The organism is Candidatus Kaiserbacteria bacterium, assembly GCA_016699245.1.
In the GTDB taxonomy this organism is placed as follows: domain Bacteria; phylum Patescibacteriota; class Minisyncoccia; order Phycocordibacterales; family UBA918; genus Damh-18.
Map to the genome: position 1 here is coordinate 874410 of CP064968.1, position 17023 is coordinate 891432.

The window sequence follows — 17023 nt, forward strand, 5'->3', positions numbered from 1 at the left end:
TTTCATTGATTGATCAAAAGTGCATACATTAATTGGTAGACGCTATATACTTGAGATAAAATTATACTGATATGGGATTACGAGGCCCAAAACCAAAAGGAAAAGTACACATCGAGTGATCATCCGATTTTGCGTATGCAATAGGCTTGCTGGTATCTGATGGAAATTTATCACCAGATGGACGCCATATTATTTTTACATCTAAGGATATTGAACTCATTATTCTTTTCCAAAAAGCACTCGACATTGAGGGGAATATCGGAAGGAAATCAAGTGGAACGATGAAGGAGAAAAAGTATTTTGTGGTGCAGTTTAGCGACGTGCTCTTCTATACGTTTCTAGTGAGTATTGGACTAATGTCCAATAAATCAAAAGTTATAGGTGAAATAGCCATCCCAGAAAAATATTTTTTTAACTTCTTGCTCGGCTCATTTGATGGCGATGGTTGCACGTACTCATATTTTGACCCTCGATGGAAGTCTAGTTTTATGTTCTACACCGTGTTTGTTTCTGCAAGCAAAGAACACATACTTTGGATTCAAAGAGAAGTTTTCAGTCGCTTAGGTATTAAAGGTCATATTACAGGTGGCACTAAAAAACAGTGTTTCCAACTTAAATATGCGAAAGCAGATTCGTTATTGTTGTTGAGAGCAATGTATACAAGTATTGATACCCCTTGTCTTATGCGAAAACGCTTGAAAATAGAAGAAATGTTGAGTACAATTGCCGAACGTCTTTAGTAGCGTATTTACGTTCTCTTGACAAAGTGTCGCCCAGGTGGAGAAATTGGCAGACTCACTACCTTGAGGTGGTAGCGCCGCAAGGCATGCAGGTTCAAGTCCTGTCCTGGGCACAAAAGCGATAAAAACGACCAGATTAGTTTCTGGTCGTTTCGCTTTTGTAACCCATCGCTCGATTATCTCCTCAGCACAATATGCTACTATTTATATACATATGCATGAGAAAAAAAATGTGATTCTTCAGACTATTATTGCAGTGGCAATAATAGGGGTTGTTATCGCTATTGCGATGACGTTTATGTCCAGTAATAAAAAAGTTAAAACACCACCCACAGAACAAAGCACTGAAACAAAAGAGCCAACACAAAATACCAATGATATTGTTGCAGGTGTATACAAAGACAGTATTCTGCGTAGCACTGATAGTGGTTTAAATTTTGAAAACTATTTCAAAATTGCAACAACGACAAATGCAAAGATTGGTATTGCAGACGTGCTTAGTATTGCCTTTCATCCTGACACCGAAAACCGCATTGTGGTTTCTACCTATGATGATGGCCTGTTTTTAAATAATGAACCAGTGAATAGTTGGAAGCAGATTAGTTTCCCTCCGAAACAAATCTATAGTTTTATTCTCGATAAAAAAGACCCCGATAATCGAGCATTCGCTTCAGGAGTTGTTTCGGGAAATGGACGTATATTTAGAACTGATACCCAAGGTCAAGCGTGGCGCGCAGTATACGCGGAGCCTGGTGTAGACACCTACATTTCTGCACTTGTGCAGAATCCACAAAATGCAGATGTGGTGCTTGCTGGTTCAAGTGTGGGTACGGTGGTGCGCAGTGTAGATGGAGGAGATACCTGGAAAAATATTGGTCAGAATATTAAAGGATACATCAGTGATTTCACCTTTGATAGTTCGCGTGCCTCATTTGTATATATGCTTGTGAGCAAAGGGAAAATATACCACTCTACTGACGGGGGGCTTACCTGGCTCAATTGGGAAGAGGAAAAAACAAAAGAGGTAAAGCGAATAAATGAGGAAGCTTCTGCACTTACACGAGCAGGAAATAAAGAGGGTGGAAAAAAAGTAAAAGCATCGGCCACAGCACTCCTTGAACGCAATAAAACAGAGAAGGCACCATCAGGACCAATTTTCATTATTGCAGATCCAAATACTTCTGGAACGGTGTACCTCAGTGCATCTGCTGGTATATATCGCAGTACTGATTATGGAAAGTTTTGGAAGCCAGTAAATATTATTGAAAGTGCATTGAAGTTCTCGATACCTTCTATAGCAATCAATCCAAATGATTCAAATGAGATTTCATTCGTGGCAGGCAAGACATTCTACCGTTCCATAAACGGGGGAGCGACGTGGGCAATTACCCCGCTCGATAACAGTCGTAATGCATCATTTGTGGCATATGACCCTTACGATCCCACCATTATCTACATTGGTACGAGTGCAAAGTAATACATAAAGAAAATTGAGGTGTACATAATGCAGCATAGGTTTTTATTTTTATGTCTCGACATTTTGTCTAAAAACCGCTATAACTATGCGTACCACATGGCGGCTATAGTTTAGTGGTAGAACTCCGGTTTGTGGAGCCGGCCGTCCGGGTTCGATTCCCGGTAGCCGCCCAGACATCTAAAAAACTCCTTCGGGAGTTTTTTAGATGTCTGGGCGGCTAAGGAAGCAAAAGGCTTTGCTTCCGTCCGGGAATCGAAGAGTCTGAATATATCGCAATGAGCCCTCTGGGCGAAATGAGATATGAAGACTGTACCGTTCATGTAATGAAAGATTACCCCGGTAGCCGCCCTAAAGAGAAAAGAATCAAATCATCTACGTTGGGTCTTGCAGAGTGGAAAAAACCAATGTATTATAATAAAGTATTAAAAAGTAATACTAATTTTATGACTACAATCTCTGTGCCACTTAATGCTGAAGCTGAAAAAGCGCTTAAAGAGCTTACCGAAATTACTGGTGTAAACCGTGTTGCGGTAATCAGGAAGGCAATCAAACATTATCGTGAGGAGGAGGCAATCAATGCGGTACTCAGAGCCGAACAGGAAGTGTCTGAAGGGAAGTTGCTTCGTGGTGCTCCACGAAAAATTTTGCTTTCATAGTGTATATGAATATTGCATATACACCGCAGTTTGTAAGAATGTTTCGAAGACTTGAGCATGCCCTCAAAGAAGAGGCTATTGAAAAAATTGAACTGTTTACAGAAGATCCTACACATTCGCAACTCAAGGCACATAAGCTCAAAGGAAAATTAAAGAACCGATACAGCTTCTCAGTGAACTACCAGATTCGAATTATTTATACGCCTATTTCAAAAAACGAGGTCGCGCTTCTTGCAATCGGTGATCACGATGTATATAAATAGTGAACAGTAGGGTGGGGTAATTCACGCAAGCTCCACCTGAAACTCTGGAATATAGATACTCGTATCGCCCAATCTCTCAAACACAGTTCTTACCACAAGAGTATTTCCGAAATTATAGTCGAGTAAGACTCTCCTTAATTTCTAGGTCAACATCTCTATACAGAGACTGTTCAGGCGTTCGAAATGCCCCCAGCATTTCTCACCTCCAACGAGTTGGCAACCTCTTGCAGAACGGGTCCCATCCTATTTTTCACTCTACGACGTCTCAGCATACTAAATGCCTTATAAGACGTTGGGCTTTAACTACGACAGACTGCTAATGTCAGATATTTTTTTATATAAGATACACTTCATTCCCAGTTGACTGGCAGCGTCTATATTAATATCACTATCATCGATAAAAGTTACTTGATTTGCCTCTACCCCCAGTAGACTGAGTGTATGTCTAAAAATATCATTATTAGGTTTAACCATTCCAACCTCTCCAGAAATTACGATTACATCAAAGAGAGATTCTAATTGGTTCTCTTTCAAGATGGGACGAATTAAATCTGAGGGGGCATTAGAACAAAGTGCAACAGGGTTCAAACTTTTCAATCTTTTAATCACTGTAATGACTTCTTGGTCAATGATCGCCATTTCTCTCCATTGCTTTGTGGTTACTTCACTACTTTGATTTGTTATTTTTGCGAGTTCATCGATTAAAACACTGAATGGAATCTTGCCAAGATCAACATCATGTATGTAGTTATTTCGTAATTCTGTAATATCATAATTTGGCAAATGTTTAGTGAACCACGGATTAGCAACATTACTTGAAATTACTCCAAAAAAATCAAAAATATACGTCATCTGTAAATTATATCATTTCAAAGTTCGGAATATTAATACTCGCATCACCCAAACCCTCAAGCCTCGGTCGTACAACAGAGCTGATACGGGGCAGGCACAGTTCAAACATATTGACATAAATAATACTAAAATATATACTTTGGTATATGAATACGCATACTATTTTAAATATAAAAACAGATAAAAAGCTTAAAGCGGACGCACAAAAAGTGGCAAGCGAACTGGGTGTTCCCCTCAGTACAGTCATGAATGCTTTTTTGAAGCAGTTTGTTCGTGATAAGGAAATCACTCTTTCAGCTAATCAATATCGTCCAACACCGTACCTCGAAAGTATTCTCGAACAAGCACAAAAAGAATATGAAGCAGGTGATTTTATTGGGCCATTTAAAACAGGAGAAGAATTTATAGCCCATCTAAAGTCTCTCTAGTATGCAATACATTCTTTCGAAACAGTTTGAGAAAGATTTCTCAAAACTTCCGAATGCCACTAAAAAGAAAACTGTTGTTACTCTGGAAAAATTTACAGTGAACCCTCAGAATCCAACCCTTCGCAACCATGGACTATTAGGGAAATGGAAAGACCACTTTAGTATCAACGTGACCGGCGATACAAGAGCCATATATTTTGTGATTGAAAAAGATGTTGTGAGATTTGTAGCGATTGGTTCACATAGTGAGTTGTATGAGTAACTGCATGAGATAGGAGACGAGAAGGCTGGGTAGATTTAATATACTTTTGAGATGAAAAACTGCACCACCTACAACTTATTTTGTCTCTGTACAATATAATAAAACGAAAATTGTGACTGTGAACCTTGCCCCTTAACATAGACACGAGCGAAATACTCAAATCTTTAGTGCTTGTGGTTGGTGTGTTTAAGTGCTTCTGTTTCCTCAGAGAGAGTGTGTGCGCTCACTTCCTTTTCTGGTTTCTTAACGAGCATGAGAACGGAAACAAACGTCGTGATAGGTACCGCAAGTACAAGTCCAATACTCCCAATCATAATTCGTACTATCTCTGTAGCGAAGATTTCAGTATTGATGATACGACCTAATGTTCCACTTGAGGTCTGATAAAACAAAAGAAGGAGGGGAAGTGAAGCCCCCACATAGGCAATAGCAAGTGTATTCACGAGTGCTCCAATATGCTCTCGTCCGATACGAAGTGCACGCTGGTAGATAGTCTTTCTCGGCACATGGGGAGCTATGCGAGTGAGTTCTTCCACTGAGACGGATTGACCAATTGCTGCGTCATACAGTACACCGAGGAGTCCAATAATGATTCCTCCTAAGAGAAGTCCGATAACATCAATCGAACCACCAGCATTAAGGTTTAAGTACACAATCTCTTCTGATCCAAAACCGCTCAGTCGTGTCATACGAACCGCCCAATATGCAAAAAGCCCTGTGAGTGTAACGGTAAAAATCATTCCGAGTACCGCTGCAGATGTAGTGCGAGTAAATCCGTGGGTAATATAGGAGCCAAGAATGATTATGAGCGAAGATACTGCAACCGTGATCAAAAGAGGAGAATACCCATGCATGATGCCGGGAAGGAGTACATAGAAGATAAAAAGGAAACTCCCCACAAGACTTGCGAGTCCTCGCATACCCTGTTTTCCTCCAAAAATAAATACGATAAATACAAAAAGCCCCACAAGAAAAAATAACTGGGGCAGACGATAGGGGTCGTTTACCATGTAGAAATCGAGACCACTGTATTGATCTACGGTATGCATCAAGTAAAAAGTCTCACCTTCATCGAGATTAAAATAATCATTTTCTACAGTAATAACTTTCCCTTTTTCTTCGCCGTCCAAAATTTTCACCCTAATTGTTTGGAACGAATGTGTGGCACCAGTCCCTTCAACGGGTCTTGCTTCTTCTTTTTCAATCGCCATAACGCGAGCCTTCATGAGTGTCACGGTATCGGACATCAATTCAGCTTGTGCAAATGAAGCATGCACAGGGAAGAGAAGGGTTACCATTGCCACAGATACGAATATAAAAAATTGTCGCATACGCACTAGTATACACGCAGGGCGGTGGGGATACTATTGCGAATGACTTGCATTAGTGTATAATCAAAAAATGACACATTCACTTCCACAACTCTTGCAAGAAAAAGGGTTTCGAGTCACCAAAGGACGGGTGGCACTCTTGAAACTTCTTGAGACTGCGAGTCAGCCTCTCTCTGTACATGATATTTTGACAGAGTGGAAAGGAAAAGCCCCCGATCAAGCAACACTCTATCGATCACTCGCTGATTTGAGTGATGCAGGAATTGTCCATCGGATTAATTTTCATTCAGGAACGGCGTATTTTGAATACGCTCCCGATCGACCTCATCATCATCATATCGTCTGCAGCGAGTGTGGGGTCATTGAAGAAATAGAGGAGTGTTCAGTAGGGACACTTCAGAAGAAATTGATGCGCGAATCAACACAGTTTATAAAAATTAATGCCCACATCCTTGAGTTCTTTGGTGAATGCAAGAAATGTGTGGCAACTACATAATGTAATATGATTCCAGTCTATATACTTATAAGTGTCCTGATTATCAGCCTCATATCATTTGTGGGTGCACTCACGTTGGTGCTTAAAAGAGATTTGCTCAATAAGAGTGTGTTTCTTCTGGTGAGTTTAGCGGTAGGAGCGCTTCTCGGGGATGTGTTTGTTCATATAATTCCTGAAGCGTATGAAGAGTTACCTGATCCGACAATAATTTCTGTTTTAATTATTGGAGGTATTCTTATTTTCTTTATTCTTGAAAAGGTTTTGCACTGGCATCATCATACGCAGGAACATGCAGAAGAACATACTCATGCAGTCGGGAAGATGGTGCTCCTCGGGGATGGAGTACACAATTTCATTGATGGACTCTTGGTTGCCGCGAGTTACATGGTATCAATTGAAGTTGGTATTGCTACGACGATAGCCGTTATCCTTCACGAGATTCCTCAAGAGATGGGTAATTTCGGCGTACTCATTCATGCGGGATATGGGAAAGCGAAAGCACTTTGGTACAACTTTGTGTCGGCGTTCACAGCAGTGGTAGGTGCGCTCGTGGCGCTTATGCTCGGAAGCGTGACTGACCAATTTGCACTCTGGCTCCTCCCACTCACCGCAGGAGGTTTCATATATATTGCACTTTCTGACTTGATACCAGAACTCCATAAAGATAGTCGTATCGGCCACGGTATTGCACAGGTGATTGCAATAATTATTGGTGTTGTATCTATGATAGCGTTGCTTGCGTTGGAGTAGGAGGACAAACAGAGAAGTTGGGACTGACACGCTATTTCCTTGGGGTTTGTGACAGGGAAGTTGATGGTGAAATGATAGTATAGGTAAATGAAAATAAAAAATACACTAACAATTTTTATTGCTGCTGCTACAGCAAGTTATGCAACGGTTTTTCTACCACCAAGTAACGGTATCACCATTGGAATTTTTTCTGATAGACAAACAAACACAACTGAGTTTGTGAGAGAAGTCTTCGCATCAGGGTTTCCGATAAAATTTTATTTTCCTGGTGGGTACGATTACGGATCACACTTCATGAGTGAGGCTTTTTGGGTTAATACTACGATTATTTTTTCCGTCTTCATTTTTGCATATATCATATATAGAAAAGAAACAAAAATTGTTCATGAGGGCGTTCTGGAGTAATATTAGTGGTATATGAAGTTTTTTAAAAATACTCTTGTTTTATTATTATCAGTAGCCGTAGTGATTCCTTTTTCAGTTAGGGGAAGTGAACGAGACGACCGAGGCGCAGTTTCGACCGAGCGATTGGAAGGAATGGAAGCGCGAGTAGACGAGCGTCTACGAGGACTAGAAAAGCGTTTTAGTAGTTTTCGAGACGATGAAGTGGTGGTTAAGTTTGCAAATGATGATGTGCCTCGGTTAATCAGGTCAAAGGGAATATCTGTCGAAACGTTACTTTCTGACTACTCACAAAGGAATGATGTTGAGTATGTCGAACCAAATTACATTGCTTCTGCATTTTTGGTTCCCAACGACCCACAATATCAAAACCAGTGGAATTTTGATAATCCGATAAACAATGGCATTGGTGCCGAAGAGGCATGGAATGTGAGTACCGGTTCGGGAGTGGTCGTGGCAATAATTGACACTGGCGTGGCATACGAGAATTATCAGCAAGGAAGTTGGTTCTTCGACCGAATTAATTATTATCGAGCTCCTGACTTGGCGGGAACCACTTTTGTCCCTGGTTACGATTTCGTAAATGACGATACTCATCCTAATGATGATGAGGGGCATGGTACGCACGTGGCGGGCACTATTGCCGGCACAACCAACAACAGCGAAGGTGTGAGTGGTCTCGCGTATGGAGCAAAAATCATGCCCATTAAAGTTCTGGACGCAAATGGGAGTGGCACGTACTTTGACATTACAGAAGGCATCAGATTTGCCGCTGACAACGGAGCAAAAGTAATCAACCTGTCTCTCGGGGGTTCTTCCGGAGCCACATATCTTGAAGACGCGTTGCGATACGCATACGAAAAGGGTGTAACTATTGTGGCTGCTTCTGGCAACAATAGCGCCGGCTCGGTGTCGTATCCAGCTGCCTATGACAATTACGTAATCGCGGTAGGTGCTACTCGTTTTGACAAGTCTAAAGCGAGTTATGCTAATTATGGTAGTTCACTTGATATTGTTGCGCCCGGTGGAGATACCAGCGTTGATCAGAATGGTGATGGCTATGGCGACGGCATTCTCCAGCAAACTTTTGGCAGTGCTCTAAACAGTTTTGGCTACTACTTTTATCAAGGTACCTCCATGGCAACACCTCACGTAGCGGCCGCCGCCGCCATGGTTATCGCTCAGGGCACTCATTCACCTTCGTTAGTTCGGAGTATTTTAGAAGGAACAGCTGATGACCTTGGTGTCTCAGGTCGTGATGATGTGTATGGTCACGGACTTCTCAATGTAGCGACCGCTCTTGGTGTTAAAAACACACCCCCTCCAGAACCAGAACCATCAACTGAAATTAACGTCCATGGTGAAAGCTTTGAAAGTGGTCTTGGAAGCTGGAGCCAGGATAGTCAAAATGATTGGCTTTCTTCGACTCAGAGAAAGATCACAGGACAACGTTCAGCTGAAGTTGATGGTCGTGCCACCAATGCCTTATTATCATCTCCTGGTATAAATTTGAGTGGCAAAACTAACGCCAGAGTTTCTTTTTCTTGGTTAATAGAAAACGACTTTGACAGTGGTGAATACATAGCATTTGATGTGTCGACGAATGGTGGTACTTCATGGAATGAATATGTGAGACTTCGTGGTAATGTTGACGCTGAAAACGTTTGGCACAACTATACTCTGAACTTAAACGATCTGAATACTTCTGCCACCCTTAAACTTCGTTTTCGCGCCACAGTGTCTGGGAGCAGTGAAGATGGGAATGTCGATAACGTAACAGTGATTGCCTATTAGAGTCCTCATTTGATAATAGACATCGGAGGTTGTCCTTGTTTATTATTATATACTCACATACAAAATTGGTCGGCATACCATAGAGAAGTGCAGTACCCATGCTGACAATATCTGTATTGGTCTGTTATACTTTCAGTATAATTAGTACCTAGCAAAAGAATATATGGAACAAGCAACTCTTCGCCATACCATCATTGATTTTTTAAACAATCATCGTAAAGCAGTCTTTGCTATTTCTGATGAAGATGGTTTGCCTACCACCTCACTCATGCTCTACATCATTGATGATGAGTTGAATGTGTTCTTTGGTACCCGCAAGGCATTTTCAAAATATCAACACATTATTGATCAGCCTGTCGTCTCTCTTTCAGTTATTGAAGAAGCAGTCGACCCACTTAGAGTAGTGGATATTCGTGGCACGGTAGAAGAACTCGCTCCGCATGATCAAGAAAATGTGCATCGGTGGTTCAAAGAAAAGAATCGTTCCAAATATTACGTGGAAGGAGCAGAAGATTTTGTCATGTTTAAACTCACTCCTAATTTCGTGCGCTGGCTTAATGCCGAAAGTGGCGAACTTTGTATTGTGGACCTTACACAGATTCGTTCTTGGTAGTGATATTAAAAACGCCGGCCCACTCGTGGGCCGGCGTTTTTATATTGGGTGATAGTGAGCGGAGAGTGTATCGCGCATAATATCACTTTATGAGTGATTGTTGGTTTTGTTTGGTATACTGCACTCATGAATATCTACTATGTTTTTATAGGAATCATTGTACTCATTGTATTGTGGACACTTGGAAGTTATCTTGTTGTCCGTACTATTGAAAAACCTGCTTATACAATAATTGAAAATAGGGATGGATATGAGGTGCGTGAATACAAGCCTTATATAGTGGCTGAGACCAAGGTGTCGGGAAACAGGCAAGAAGCAGTCACTAGTGGTTTCCAAATTATTGCTGATTATATTTTTGGGAATAATGTGAGCAAAAAGGGAATCGCAATGACAGCGCCGGTTTTAGAAAGTCAGGTGTCTGAAAAAATTTCAATGACGTCCCCTGTGCTGAGTACAGAAGGTGCAACAGGTGAGAGAGTAATCGCTTTTGTATTACCATCCACATATACACTTGAGACGTTGCCAATCCCAAACAACACCGCAGTCACGCTCCGCGAAGTCCCCGCACACACCGTGGCAGCCCTCACATTTACCTGGTACCCAACTCCAACGCGCATAGAAAAGAAAAAAGAAGAACTCATTTCTTTACTCGAAAGAGACAAAGTGTCCCCGATTGGCGACATACAAGTCGCGCAATACAATCCACCACTCTCCATGCCGCTTATGCTCCGTAACGAAATTATTATCCCGATAGAATAGAAGTGTTTGGGGTGTATGATGTTCAACTCTTTAAAAAACATCCCGAAATTCTTATTAAAGAATTTCGGGAAGTAAATTGATCGCTGTCTGTTGCTAATGTGCGTTCATGAGTGCGTGGAGTACATCTTTTCCGTACTGAGGAATTCGGAGTAGTTGGTAGTCCGGCATTATATCTAGTCTATGCTCGATAATATATTGAAGTGCCACATCTCCTTTGAGCGTAAGTGCCGGTGAAACAATATCAACACCACATGTATCAATATACCAGGAGCGGAGACTACTATGTTGTTTTGAAAGCATCATATCTCCACTGTCTCGTTCCCATACATAGTCTGCAACTGTCGAACTTGGCGGAACGTATAACCGTTCAAAGTATCGGATGATACCGTTTTTGATTATTTGAGCCGCAAGGTCGGGTGCGCTGATAGTATCTGCCGCATGAAGCCAACTCTGCTTTTCTTTGGCAAGACGTACAAAGAGGAGATATTTCCCCAACTCTCTTGAAATAAGGGAAGCCAACTCCTCTCGCGTCGTCGGAGCATCTGTGAATGTTAAGAGCAATTCTCCCACGAGACCAAGTTTTTTGCTGAAATCCTTATCATCTTCGATTCTTTCTCGAAAATCCTCGATGCACCTCGGTGTTTTGTACAGTGCATCCATATTGAAATAGATAGCAGATTCTTTTTCCCAAAACACGACCTTCGTATACATACCCTCGAGAGAGTATGTATCGAGTCCGTCTGGAAGACCGAATTTAACCGTTGGTGTTATGCGAAGCGGAGGGCAGAAGGGAATAGTCAGTGGTGAAATTGGGTAGCAAAATCCTCCACACTCGTGAGTCTCAACAACTTCTTTGAGTAAGGTTCGGATGAACCTCATATCTCGTACACGTTCTATCTCACGCTCACGTTCGAGTTGTAAACGATATAACTTGTCTTGTCTTGATTCAGCCATGGCAACCTCCTTGGAAATGGTTGAGTATATGCAACTTCTATAAAAAATTTTACGTCTGTTTTATTAGTTTGTCAAATTTTTATTCAAGTTTTAGCCTGATTCTCTTGTGACCAAAGCATCCCTAGTCCCACCCAGAATTGACGGATGGACAATACCCCATCCCCTCTGAACCGACTCCCAAAAAATGGACAATGTCGATTGATTTATTCTTTAACGATTTTCTTTTTCGATAGCACTCGGAACAGTTAGGTAACTGTCAAAATAGATGGCGTGGCACGTGTAGCCACTTGGATTTTTTTGTAGATAATCCTGATGAAAGTCTTCGGCTGGCCAAAAACGTGTGAGTGGCTCAAGTGTAGTTACGACAGGATCATCCCATCGACCCGATTCATTCACTACTGCAATCATTTCCTCTGCCGTATTCTTTTCTTCTTCGGTCGCAAAAAAAATTGCTGAACGATATGAAGTTCCTCTATCATTTCCTTGCTGATTGAGTGTCGTTGGATTATGGATTTGAAAAAAGAAGTCAAGGATATTTTTGTAGGTAGTAACTGTGGGGTCGTAAGTAATTTCAACTGCTTCGGCATGACCAGGGTGAGATTCGTAGGTCGGATTATCATTTTTTCCGCCCGTATAACCTGTCTCGGTATCAACAATACCAGGCTGTGCTCGGAGCAAGTCTTCTAACCCCCAAAAACAACCCCCCGCCAACACTGCTTTTTTGTAATTTTGTGACATATATTATTTATTATGCATTTCAAGCGAAATGCCGTTGATACAGTATCGGTCGTGACGACCTAAATCACTTTCTTCACCATAAGTTATTTTTGTTCATCAGGGAAGATGTGTCAGTGTGTAAAGATAACTTTACACACGAGTAGATGCTGTATAGAATAACCAGTATGCATACATGCATACAAAACAGTGTATCCGAATACCGCATGCATCGTGAAGTTACTCAGGAGGAACTTGCGTGTGCTGTGGGGGTGAGCCGTCAAACAATTATTGCCCTTGAGAAAGGTAATTATACACCCTCCGTTTTATTGGCCCTCAAGATAGCAGGTTTTTTTAACGTGCCTGTTGAAAAATTATTTACTATATCGTATGAAAAATAATCTTATAGAAGTCGGCACGATGTTGTGTCTCATAATCATTGCAATTCTTTTGCTCAATCCGTTTGACTTTTGGATGCCCGACATGATGGTAATGGGAATGCTGGGACTTGCACTCATTTTATTCGGAGTTTTTGCAACGTTTCTCCTCCGAGAAAAAACGGTGGATGAGCGCGATGCCGTGCACGAAACACTTGCGGGACGGAATGCGTTTTTGGTTGGTTCAGCAGTCTTGATACTCGGGATTGTCGTGGAGGGGTATACCCACACGGTTGATCCGTGGCTCGTGAGCACCCTTGTTTTCATGAGTGTGGCAAAGATTGCTACGCGCATATGGAGTGATAAGAATCAGTAGTCAGTTATCCCCTATGCATAATGTAAAGTAGCCTTTACATTTGAGTTTTATTGTATACAATAGTAAATATGATAAAAAAGATTATTATTGTCGCTCTGGGGTTAGTGGTACTCGGTTTTTTGTTTTACGCATTTTCTCCAATATTCAAAACTGTCCATCTGACTGAAGATGCACCGATGACCAACAGTAGTGCATCAAGTACCCTCATGTCATCGGAGATTCAGGAGTATCCGATAGTTGGCACCGAGGGGCATCCCGCAGAAGGTGTTGTGAAGCTTATTGATTCCCCAGAAGGAATGATTGTTCGGTACGAGAATTTCAAGACCATCAATGGTCCGGATTTGTTTGTGTATCTGAGTAAAGATCTTGAAGGAAAAGAGTTTGTAAATCTTGGAGAAATACGCGGGACAGAAGGAAATATAAATTACACTATTCCCAGCGAAGTAGATATTTTAGAGTATCGATACGTGCTGACGTGGTGTAAACAGTTTGGAGTTCTCTTTAACTACGCAGATTTCGGTACACAGATAATGACCGATGAAGTACAAGTACCGGAAGTTGTAATAGAGAAAACAGATACTATAAGTCAATCAGCAGAAGTTCAGGCAGAGCGTACTATTCTGCAAGAGAGTGCAGTCGTAGAAAAAACTGCGCTATTAGCAAACGGATGTTTTTGGTGCGTTGAGCATGATCTCGAAAAAGTTAATGGTGTCATTGATGTAGTCTCAGGGTATGCAGGTGGGGAAGCGGAGAGTCCAACTTATAAAAATTACGCTGAAAGTGGACATCGTGAAGTGGTGCAGGTGACCTACAACTCGAATACGGTGTCGTATGGCAATCTCGTGGAGCATATTATAAAGCACGGTGACCCCACAGATGACAAAGGGTCCTTTGGAGATCGTGGACAACAATACGCTCCGGCAATTTACTATGAAAGTGAGGGAGAAAAGGAAGAGGCGTACCGAGTAATTAAAGCAATCGATGCACTCCGTGTTTTTCCCGAGCCACTCCCACTTTTGGTAACTCCTCGCGTCACGTTTTGGCCGGCTGAGGAATATCATCAAAATTATTCAGAGAAAAATCCAATTCGCTATACCTATTACAGGTCGGCATCGGGAAGGGATACATTCATTAAAAAGTATTGGGGCAATGATGCACACCTTTTTATAGTCTCTAATAACGAAAAAAATAATATGAAAAAAGAAAATTCAGTTTCAAAAGAGGGTTCGTGGGATTCCTTTGTAAAGCCCACGAAGGAGGAACTAAAAAGACTTCTCACTTCAATCCAGTTTGAAGTAACCCAAGAGGAAGGTACTGAGCGTCCGTTCACCAATGAGTATGACAAAAATTACGAGGAAGGCGTGTATGTCGATGTGGTGTCGGGTGAGCCACTGTTTCTCTCAAATGATAAGTTTGACTCCGGAACTGGGTGGCCTTCGTTTGTAAAGCCAATTTCACCTGAAATGGTAGTACTCCATGAAGATAATACTTTTTTCTCGAAGCGAACAGAAGTACGTTCTCGCTACGCCGACTCACATTTGGGACATGTGTTTGACGATGGACCGAAGGACCGTGGCGGTAAACGGTACTGTATGAATTCCGCATCACTTCGTTTTATTCCACGAGTTGATATGGAGAAAGAAGGATATGCATATCTCGTTACGTACATGAAATAAATAATTATGATAAAAATTAAAGAAATAATTTCAATTAGTAGTATCCCCATTGTCCTTGCATCACTGTGTTGTCTTTCACCTGTTGTTCTCGTGTTGCTTGGTGTGTCGACGGTGAGTTTTGCTTCGTCACTTTCTGATACGCTGTACGGAGAGTACAAGTGGGTATTTCGTGGTGTTGGATTACTCGCCCTCCTTGGCTCACTCGCATACTACCTGCGGAGAAAGAAAGGAGTGTGCACCATAGATGATATGAAGCGGAGACGCAATGAAATTATAAATTATATTGCGCTCACGCTTGTTGCGGGTATTCTCGGGTATCTCTTTTTCCTCTACGTCGTCGTGCATTATATTGGGGTAGGGCTCTCCCTCTGGGATTAGGTTCTTGAATTCTGTGTTGTATGCAGTCACCGTTGTATCCATAATGGTACAATTAAGTATTACTTATTTAAATCTATAAATATGTCAATTCTTCAATATGTATATTTGTACCTGCTCACCGTCCCGGTATTTTTTGCTATAGATATGCTGTGGCTTGGTGTTGTTGCAAAAGGTTTTTACCAAGAAAAGTTGGTGAATTTCCTTGGCCCTGTGAATTGGACTGCGGCGATTGTATTCTACCTCATATTTATTGTGGGGATTCTCATATTTGCGGTTATACCTGCGCTCCAAGAGCAGTCACTCATGAAAGCGGTGGTGCTTGGAGCACTGTTTGGATTTTTTACATACGCTACATACGACCTCACTAACTTAGCAACACTCAAAGATTGGCCAATCCTTATTGTCTTCGTGGATATTCTTTGGGGAGCAGTGCTTTCGGGGTCCGTCGCAACAGCGAGTTACCTAATTGGTAAAAACCTTTTCTTTTAGAGTATGTTACTTTACGAATTAGCAGTCATAGCAGCAGTTATTTTTTCTTTCGTGACAACGTTGTACGTGATTTCGCTCATCATTAAACGAAATGATATTGCGGATTCTGCATGGGGCGTTGGTATTCTGATCGTGGCAATGATGAGTTACTTTTTGAGTGCTGAGAAAGGAGTACTCATGCAGGTGCTTCTCTTGCTCGCAACATTGTGGGGTGTGCGTCTGTCCGTACGCATTTTCCTCCGTAATATACATAAAGAGGAAGACTATCGATATAAAAAGTGGCGTGACGAATGGGGCGCTTGGTTTTATGTGCGGAGTTATTTTCAGGTATATCTACTCCAGGGATTTTTAATGATTGTGGTGGGATATTCCTTCGTTCATGCAAGTGTGTATGGAAGTACTGCACCCATAGGGGTAGTATCGGTATTGGGGATTCTGATGTGGAGTGTTGGTTATTTCTTTGAAGTCGTTGGTGATTGGCAACTCGACCAGTTTATTAAAAGTAAGCCGGCGCAAGGAGCAATCCTTAAGACGGGATTATGGAAGTACACCCGCCATCCTAATTACTTTGGTGAAGTCATTATGTGGTGGGGTGTGTGGCTACTCGTAGCCACGTTGCCTATGGGATATGTAGCACTCGTCAGTCCACTCATGATTACCTTTCTCATTTTAAAGGTTTCGGGTATACCAATGCTTGAAAAGCGATTTGAAGGAAATGCCAATTTTGAAGAGTATAAGCGAAAGACGAATGCTTTTTTCCCAGGGAAATCAAGAGTATAGATTTGGTGTTTAAGAGTTATATATCAAGATTGGCACTGCATTTTTCTGGCCTATCTTGCCCTTTCATGAATATTTGAGACAATGGAAAGATATGAATATTGAATCAATGAACGCTCCACAGAGCGATGAAGAAGTACCAATGACTCGTGAGGAGATAGTAGATGCAATCAAAACAACGGTAGCACGTATCGAAGAACTTAAGGCACTGAGTGCAGAAGTGGGAGAGAATATTGATGTTGAACTTGGTTCGGAAGAGTATATTGATTTTGGTCACCTGGCGCAGGCTCGGGAACTCGAAGAAGAACTTGAAGGTCTTAATGCAGACCTTATTATGTTTGACGACAAAGTAGCTCTCGAGACAATGACTGATGCTGCACAGCGAAAACTTGATTTATAAAGGAATGTGAAAATCACCGCCCGCGAAGCGGGCGGTGATTTTCTTACGATATAGTTTTC

The 17023-nt window shown here is 41.6% G+C and carries 23 protein-coding genes and 2 tRNA genes; 21 read left to right on the forward strand and 4 right to left on the reverse strand.

Going from position 1 to position 17023, the window contains the following annotated elements:
• Window positions 1-146 precede the first annotated feature (146 nt).
• The 6 genes from IPH92_04450 to IPH92_04475 all read left to right on the forward strand — a co-directional run bounded on the left by IPH92_04450 (window position 147) and on the right by IPH92_04475 (window position 3136).
• Window positions 147-740 (forward strand): hypothetical protein, encoded by a 594-nt coding sequence (locus IPH92_04450; GenBank protein ID QQR64778.1) that lies wholly within the window; start codon window positions 147-149, stop codon window positions 738-740.
• A gap of 31 nt (window positions 741-771) precedes the next feature.
• A tRNA-Leu gene (locus IPH92_04455) sits at window positions 772-853 on the forward strand.
• A 101-nt stretch (window positions 854-954) separates the two neighbouring features.
• Window positions 955-2217, forward strand: coding sequence for a hypothetical protein (locus IPH92_04460; GenBank protein QQR64779.1), 1263 nt, complete (start codon window positions 955-957; stop codon window positions 2215-2217).
• A gap of 99 nt (window positions 2218-2316) precedes the next feature.
• Window positions 2317-2387, forward strand: a tRNA-His gene (locus IPH92_04465).
• A gap of 273 nt (window positions 2388-2660) precedes the next feature.
• Window positions 2661-2873 carry a ribbon-helix-helix protein, CopG family gene (locus IPH92_04470; GenBank protein QQR64780.1) on the forward strand — a complete coding sequence of 71 codons (213 nt, stop codon included), beginning with the start codon at window positions 2661-2663 and terminating at the stop codon, window positions 2871-2873.
• Between the two features lie 5 nt (window positions 2874-2878).
• Window positions 2879-3136 carry a type II toxin-antitoxin system mRNA interferase toxin, RelE/StbE family gene (locus tag IPH92_04475; GenBank protein ID QQR64781.1) on the forward strand — a complete coding sequence of 86 codons (258 nt, stop codon included), beginning with the start codon at window positions 2879-2881 and terminating at the stop codon, window positions 3134-3136.
• Window positions 3137-3439: 303 nt separating this feature from the next.
• Here IPH92_04475 and IPH92_04480 read toward each other — a convergent pair whose 3' ends face one another.
• Entirely contained in the window at window positions 3440-3988 is a 549-nt protein-coding gene (locus tag IPH92_04480; GenBank protein QQR64782.1) for an HAD-IA family hydrolase, read from the reverse strand.
• A 146-nt stretch (window positions 3989-4134) separates the two neighbouring features.
• On the opposite strand from IPH92_04480, the gene IPH92_04485 reads away from it, so the two are divergent.
• Both IPH92_04485 and IPH92_04490 read left to right on the forward strand, forming a co-directional pair.
• Window positions 4135-4416: a type II toxin-antitoxin system RelB/DinJ family antitoxin gene (locus IPH92_04485; GenBank protein QQR64783.1), complete on the forward strand. Its 282-nt coding sequence runs from the start codon at window positions 4135-4137 to the stop codon at window positions 4414-4416.
• A gap of 1 nt (window position 4417) precedes the next feature.
• Window positions 4418-4678, forward strand: a complete 261-nt coding sequence (locus IPH92_04490) for a type II toxin-antitoxin system mRNA interferase toxin, RelE/StbE family (GenBank protein QQR64784.1) — start codon at window positions 4418-4420, stop codon at window positions 4676-4678.
• A 164-nt stretch (window positions 4679-4842) separates the two neighbouring features.
• Here IPH92_04490 and IPH92_04495 read toward each other — a convergent pair whose 3' ends face one another.
• Window positions 4843-6009, reverse strand: coding sequence for a YibE/F family protein (locus IPH92_04495; protein ID QQR64785.1), 1167 nt, complete (start codon window positions 6007-6009; stop codon window positions 4843-4845).
• A 70-nt stretch (window positions 6010-6079) separates the two neighbouring features.
• On the opposite strand from IPH92_04495, the gene IPH92_04500 reads away from it, so the two are divergent.
• From IPH92_04500 to IPH92_04525, 6 genes are all read left to right on the forward strand, one after another.
• Complete coding sequence (locus IPH92_04500) at window positions 6080-6505, forward strand: transcriptional repressor (GenBank protein QQR64786.1); 426 nt, start codon at window positions 6080-6082, stop codon at window positions 6503-6505.
• 6 nt (window positions 6506-6511) lie between these two features.
• Window positions 6512-7255 (forward strand): ZIP family metal transporter, encoded by a 744-nt coding sequence (locus IPH92_04505; GenBank protein ID QQR64787.1) that lies wholly within the window; start codon window positions 6512-6514, stop codon window positions 7253-7255.
• Between the two features lie 87 nt (window positions 7256-7342).
• Window positions 7343-7660, forward strand: a complete 318-nt coding sequence (locus IPH92_04510; GenBank protein ID QQR64788.1) for a hypothetical protein — start codon at window positions 7343-7345, stop codon at window positions 7658-7660.
• Between the two features lie 12 nt (window positions 7661-7672).
• Complete coding sequence (locus tag IPH92_04515) at window positions 7673-9451, forward strand: peptidase S8 (GenBank protein QQR64789.1); 1779 nt, start codon at window positions 7673-7675, stop codon at window positions 9449-9451.
• A 163-nt stretch (window positions 9452-9614) separates the two neighbouring features.
• Window positions 9615-10064, forward strand: a complete 450-nt coding sequence (locus tag IPH92_04520) for a pyridoxamine 5'-phosphate oxidase family protein (protein QQR64790.1) — start codon at window positions 9615-9617, stop codon at window positions 10062-10064.
• A gap of 126 nt (window positions 10065-10190) precedes the next feature.
• Complete coding sequence (locus IPH92_04525; GenBank protein ID QQR64791.1) at window positions 10191-10823, forward strand: heme-binding protein; 633 nt, start codon at window positions 10191-10193, stop codon at window positions 10821-10823.
• Window positions 10824-10916: 93 nt separating this feature from the next.
• Here IPH92_04525 and IPH92_04530 read toward each other — a convergent pair whose 3' ends face one another.
• Window positions 10917-11777: a hypothetical protein gene (locus tag IPH92_04530; GenBank protein ID QQR64792.1), complete on the reverse strand. Its 861-nt coding sequence runs from the start codon at window positions 11775-11777 to the stop codon at window positions 10917-10919.
• Window positions 11778-11987: 210 nt separating this feature from the next.
• Window positions 11988-12515 (reverse strand): peptide-methionine (S)-S-oxide reductase MsrA, encoded by a 528-nt coding sequence (gene msrA, locus IPH92_04535; protein ID QQR64793.1) that lies wholly within the window; start codon window positions 12513-12515, stop codon window positions 11988-11990.
• 164 nt (window positions 12516-12679) lie between these two features.
• Here msrA and IPH92_04540 point away from each other — a divergent pair, with 164 nt between their 5' ends.
• The 7 genes from IPH92_04540 (at window position 12680) to IPH92_04570 (ending at window position 16964) form a co-directional block, all read left to right on the forward strand.
• The gene (locus IPH92_04540; GenBank protein QQR64794.1) at window positions 12680-12892 is read left to right on the forward strand and encodes a helix-turn-helix transcriptional regulator; all 213 of its coding nucleotides are present in this window, start codon (window positions 12680-12682) and stop codon (window positions 12890-12892) included.
• The gene (locus IPH92_04545; protein QQR64795.1) at window positions 12882-13244 is read left to right on the forward strand and encodes a hypothetical protein; all 363 of its coding nucleotides are present in this window, start codon (window positions 12882-12884) and stop codon (window positions 13242-13244) included. The genes IPH92_04540 and IPH92_04545 overlap by 11 nt, the downstream gene beginning before the upstream one ends.
• 68 nt (window positions 13245-13312) lie before the next feature.
• Complete coding sequence (gene msrB / locus IPH92_04550) at window positions 13313-14920, forward strand: peptide-methionine (R)-S-oxide reductase MsrB (GenBank protein QQR64796.1); 1608 nt, start codon at window positions 13313-13315, stop codon at window positions 14918-14920.
• Between the two features lie 6 nt (window positions 14921-14926).
• On the forward strand, window positions 14927-15298 hold the full coding sequence (locus IPH92_04555) for a hypothetical protein (GenBank protein QQR64797.1): 372 nt from the start codon (window positions 14927-14929) through the stop codon (window positions 15296-15298).
• A gap of 81 nt (window positions 15299-15379) precedes the next feature.
• Window positions 15380-15787: a DUF2177 family protein gene (locus tag IPH92_04560; GenBank protein ID QQR64798.1), complete on the forward strand. Its 408-nt coding sequence runs from the start codon at window positions 15380-15382 to the stop codon at window positions 15785-15787.
• Window positions 15788-15790: 3 nt separating this feature from the next.
• Complete coding sequence (locus IPH92_04565) at window positions 15791-16567, forward strand: DUF1295 domain-containing protein (protein ID QQR64799.1); 777 nt, start codon at window positions 15791-15793, stop codon at window positions 16565-16567.
• A 91-nt stretch (window positions 16568-16658) separates the two neighbouring features.
• Entirely contained in the window at window positions 16659-16964 is a 306-nt protein-coding gene (locus IPH92_04570) for a hypothetical protein (GenBank protein ID QQR64800.1), read from the forward strand.
• Window positions 16965-17023: the final 59 nt, after the last annotated feature.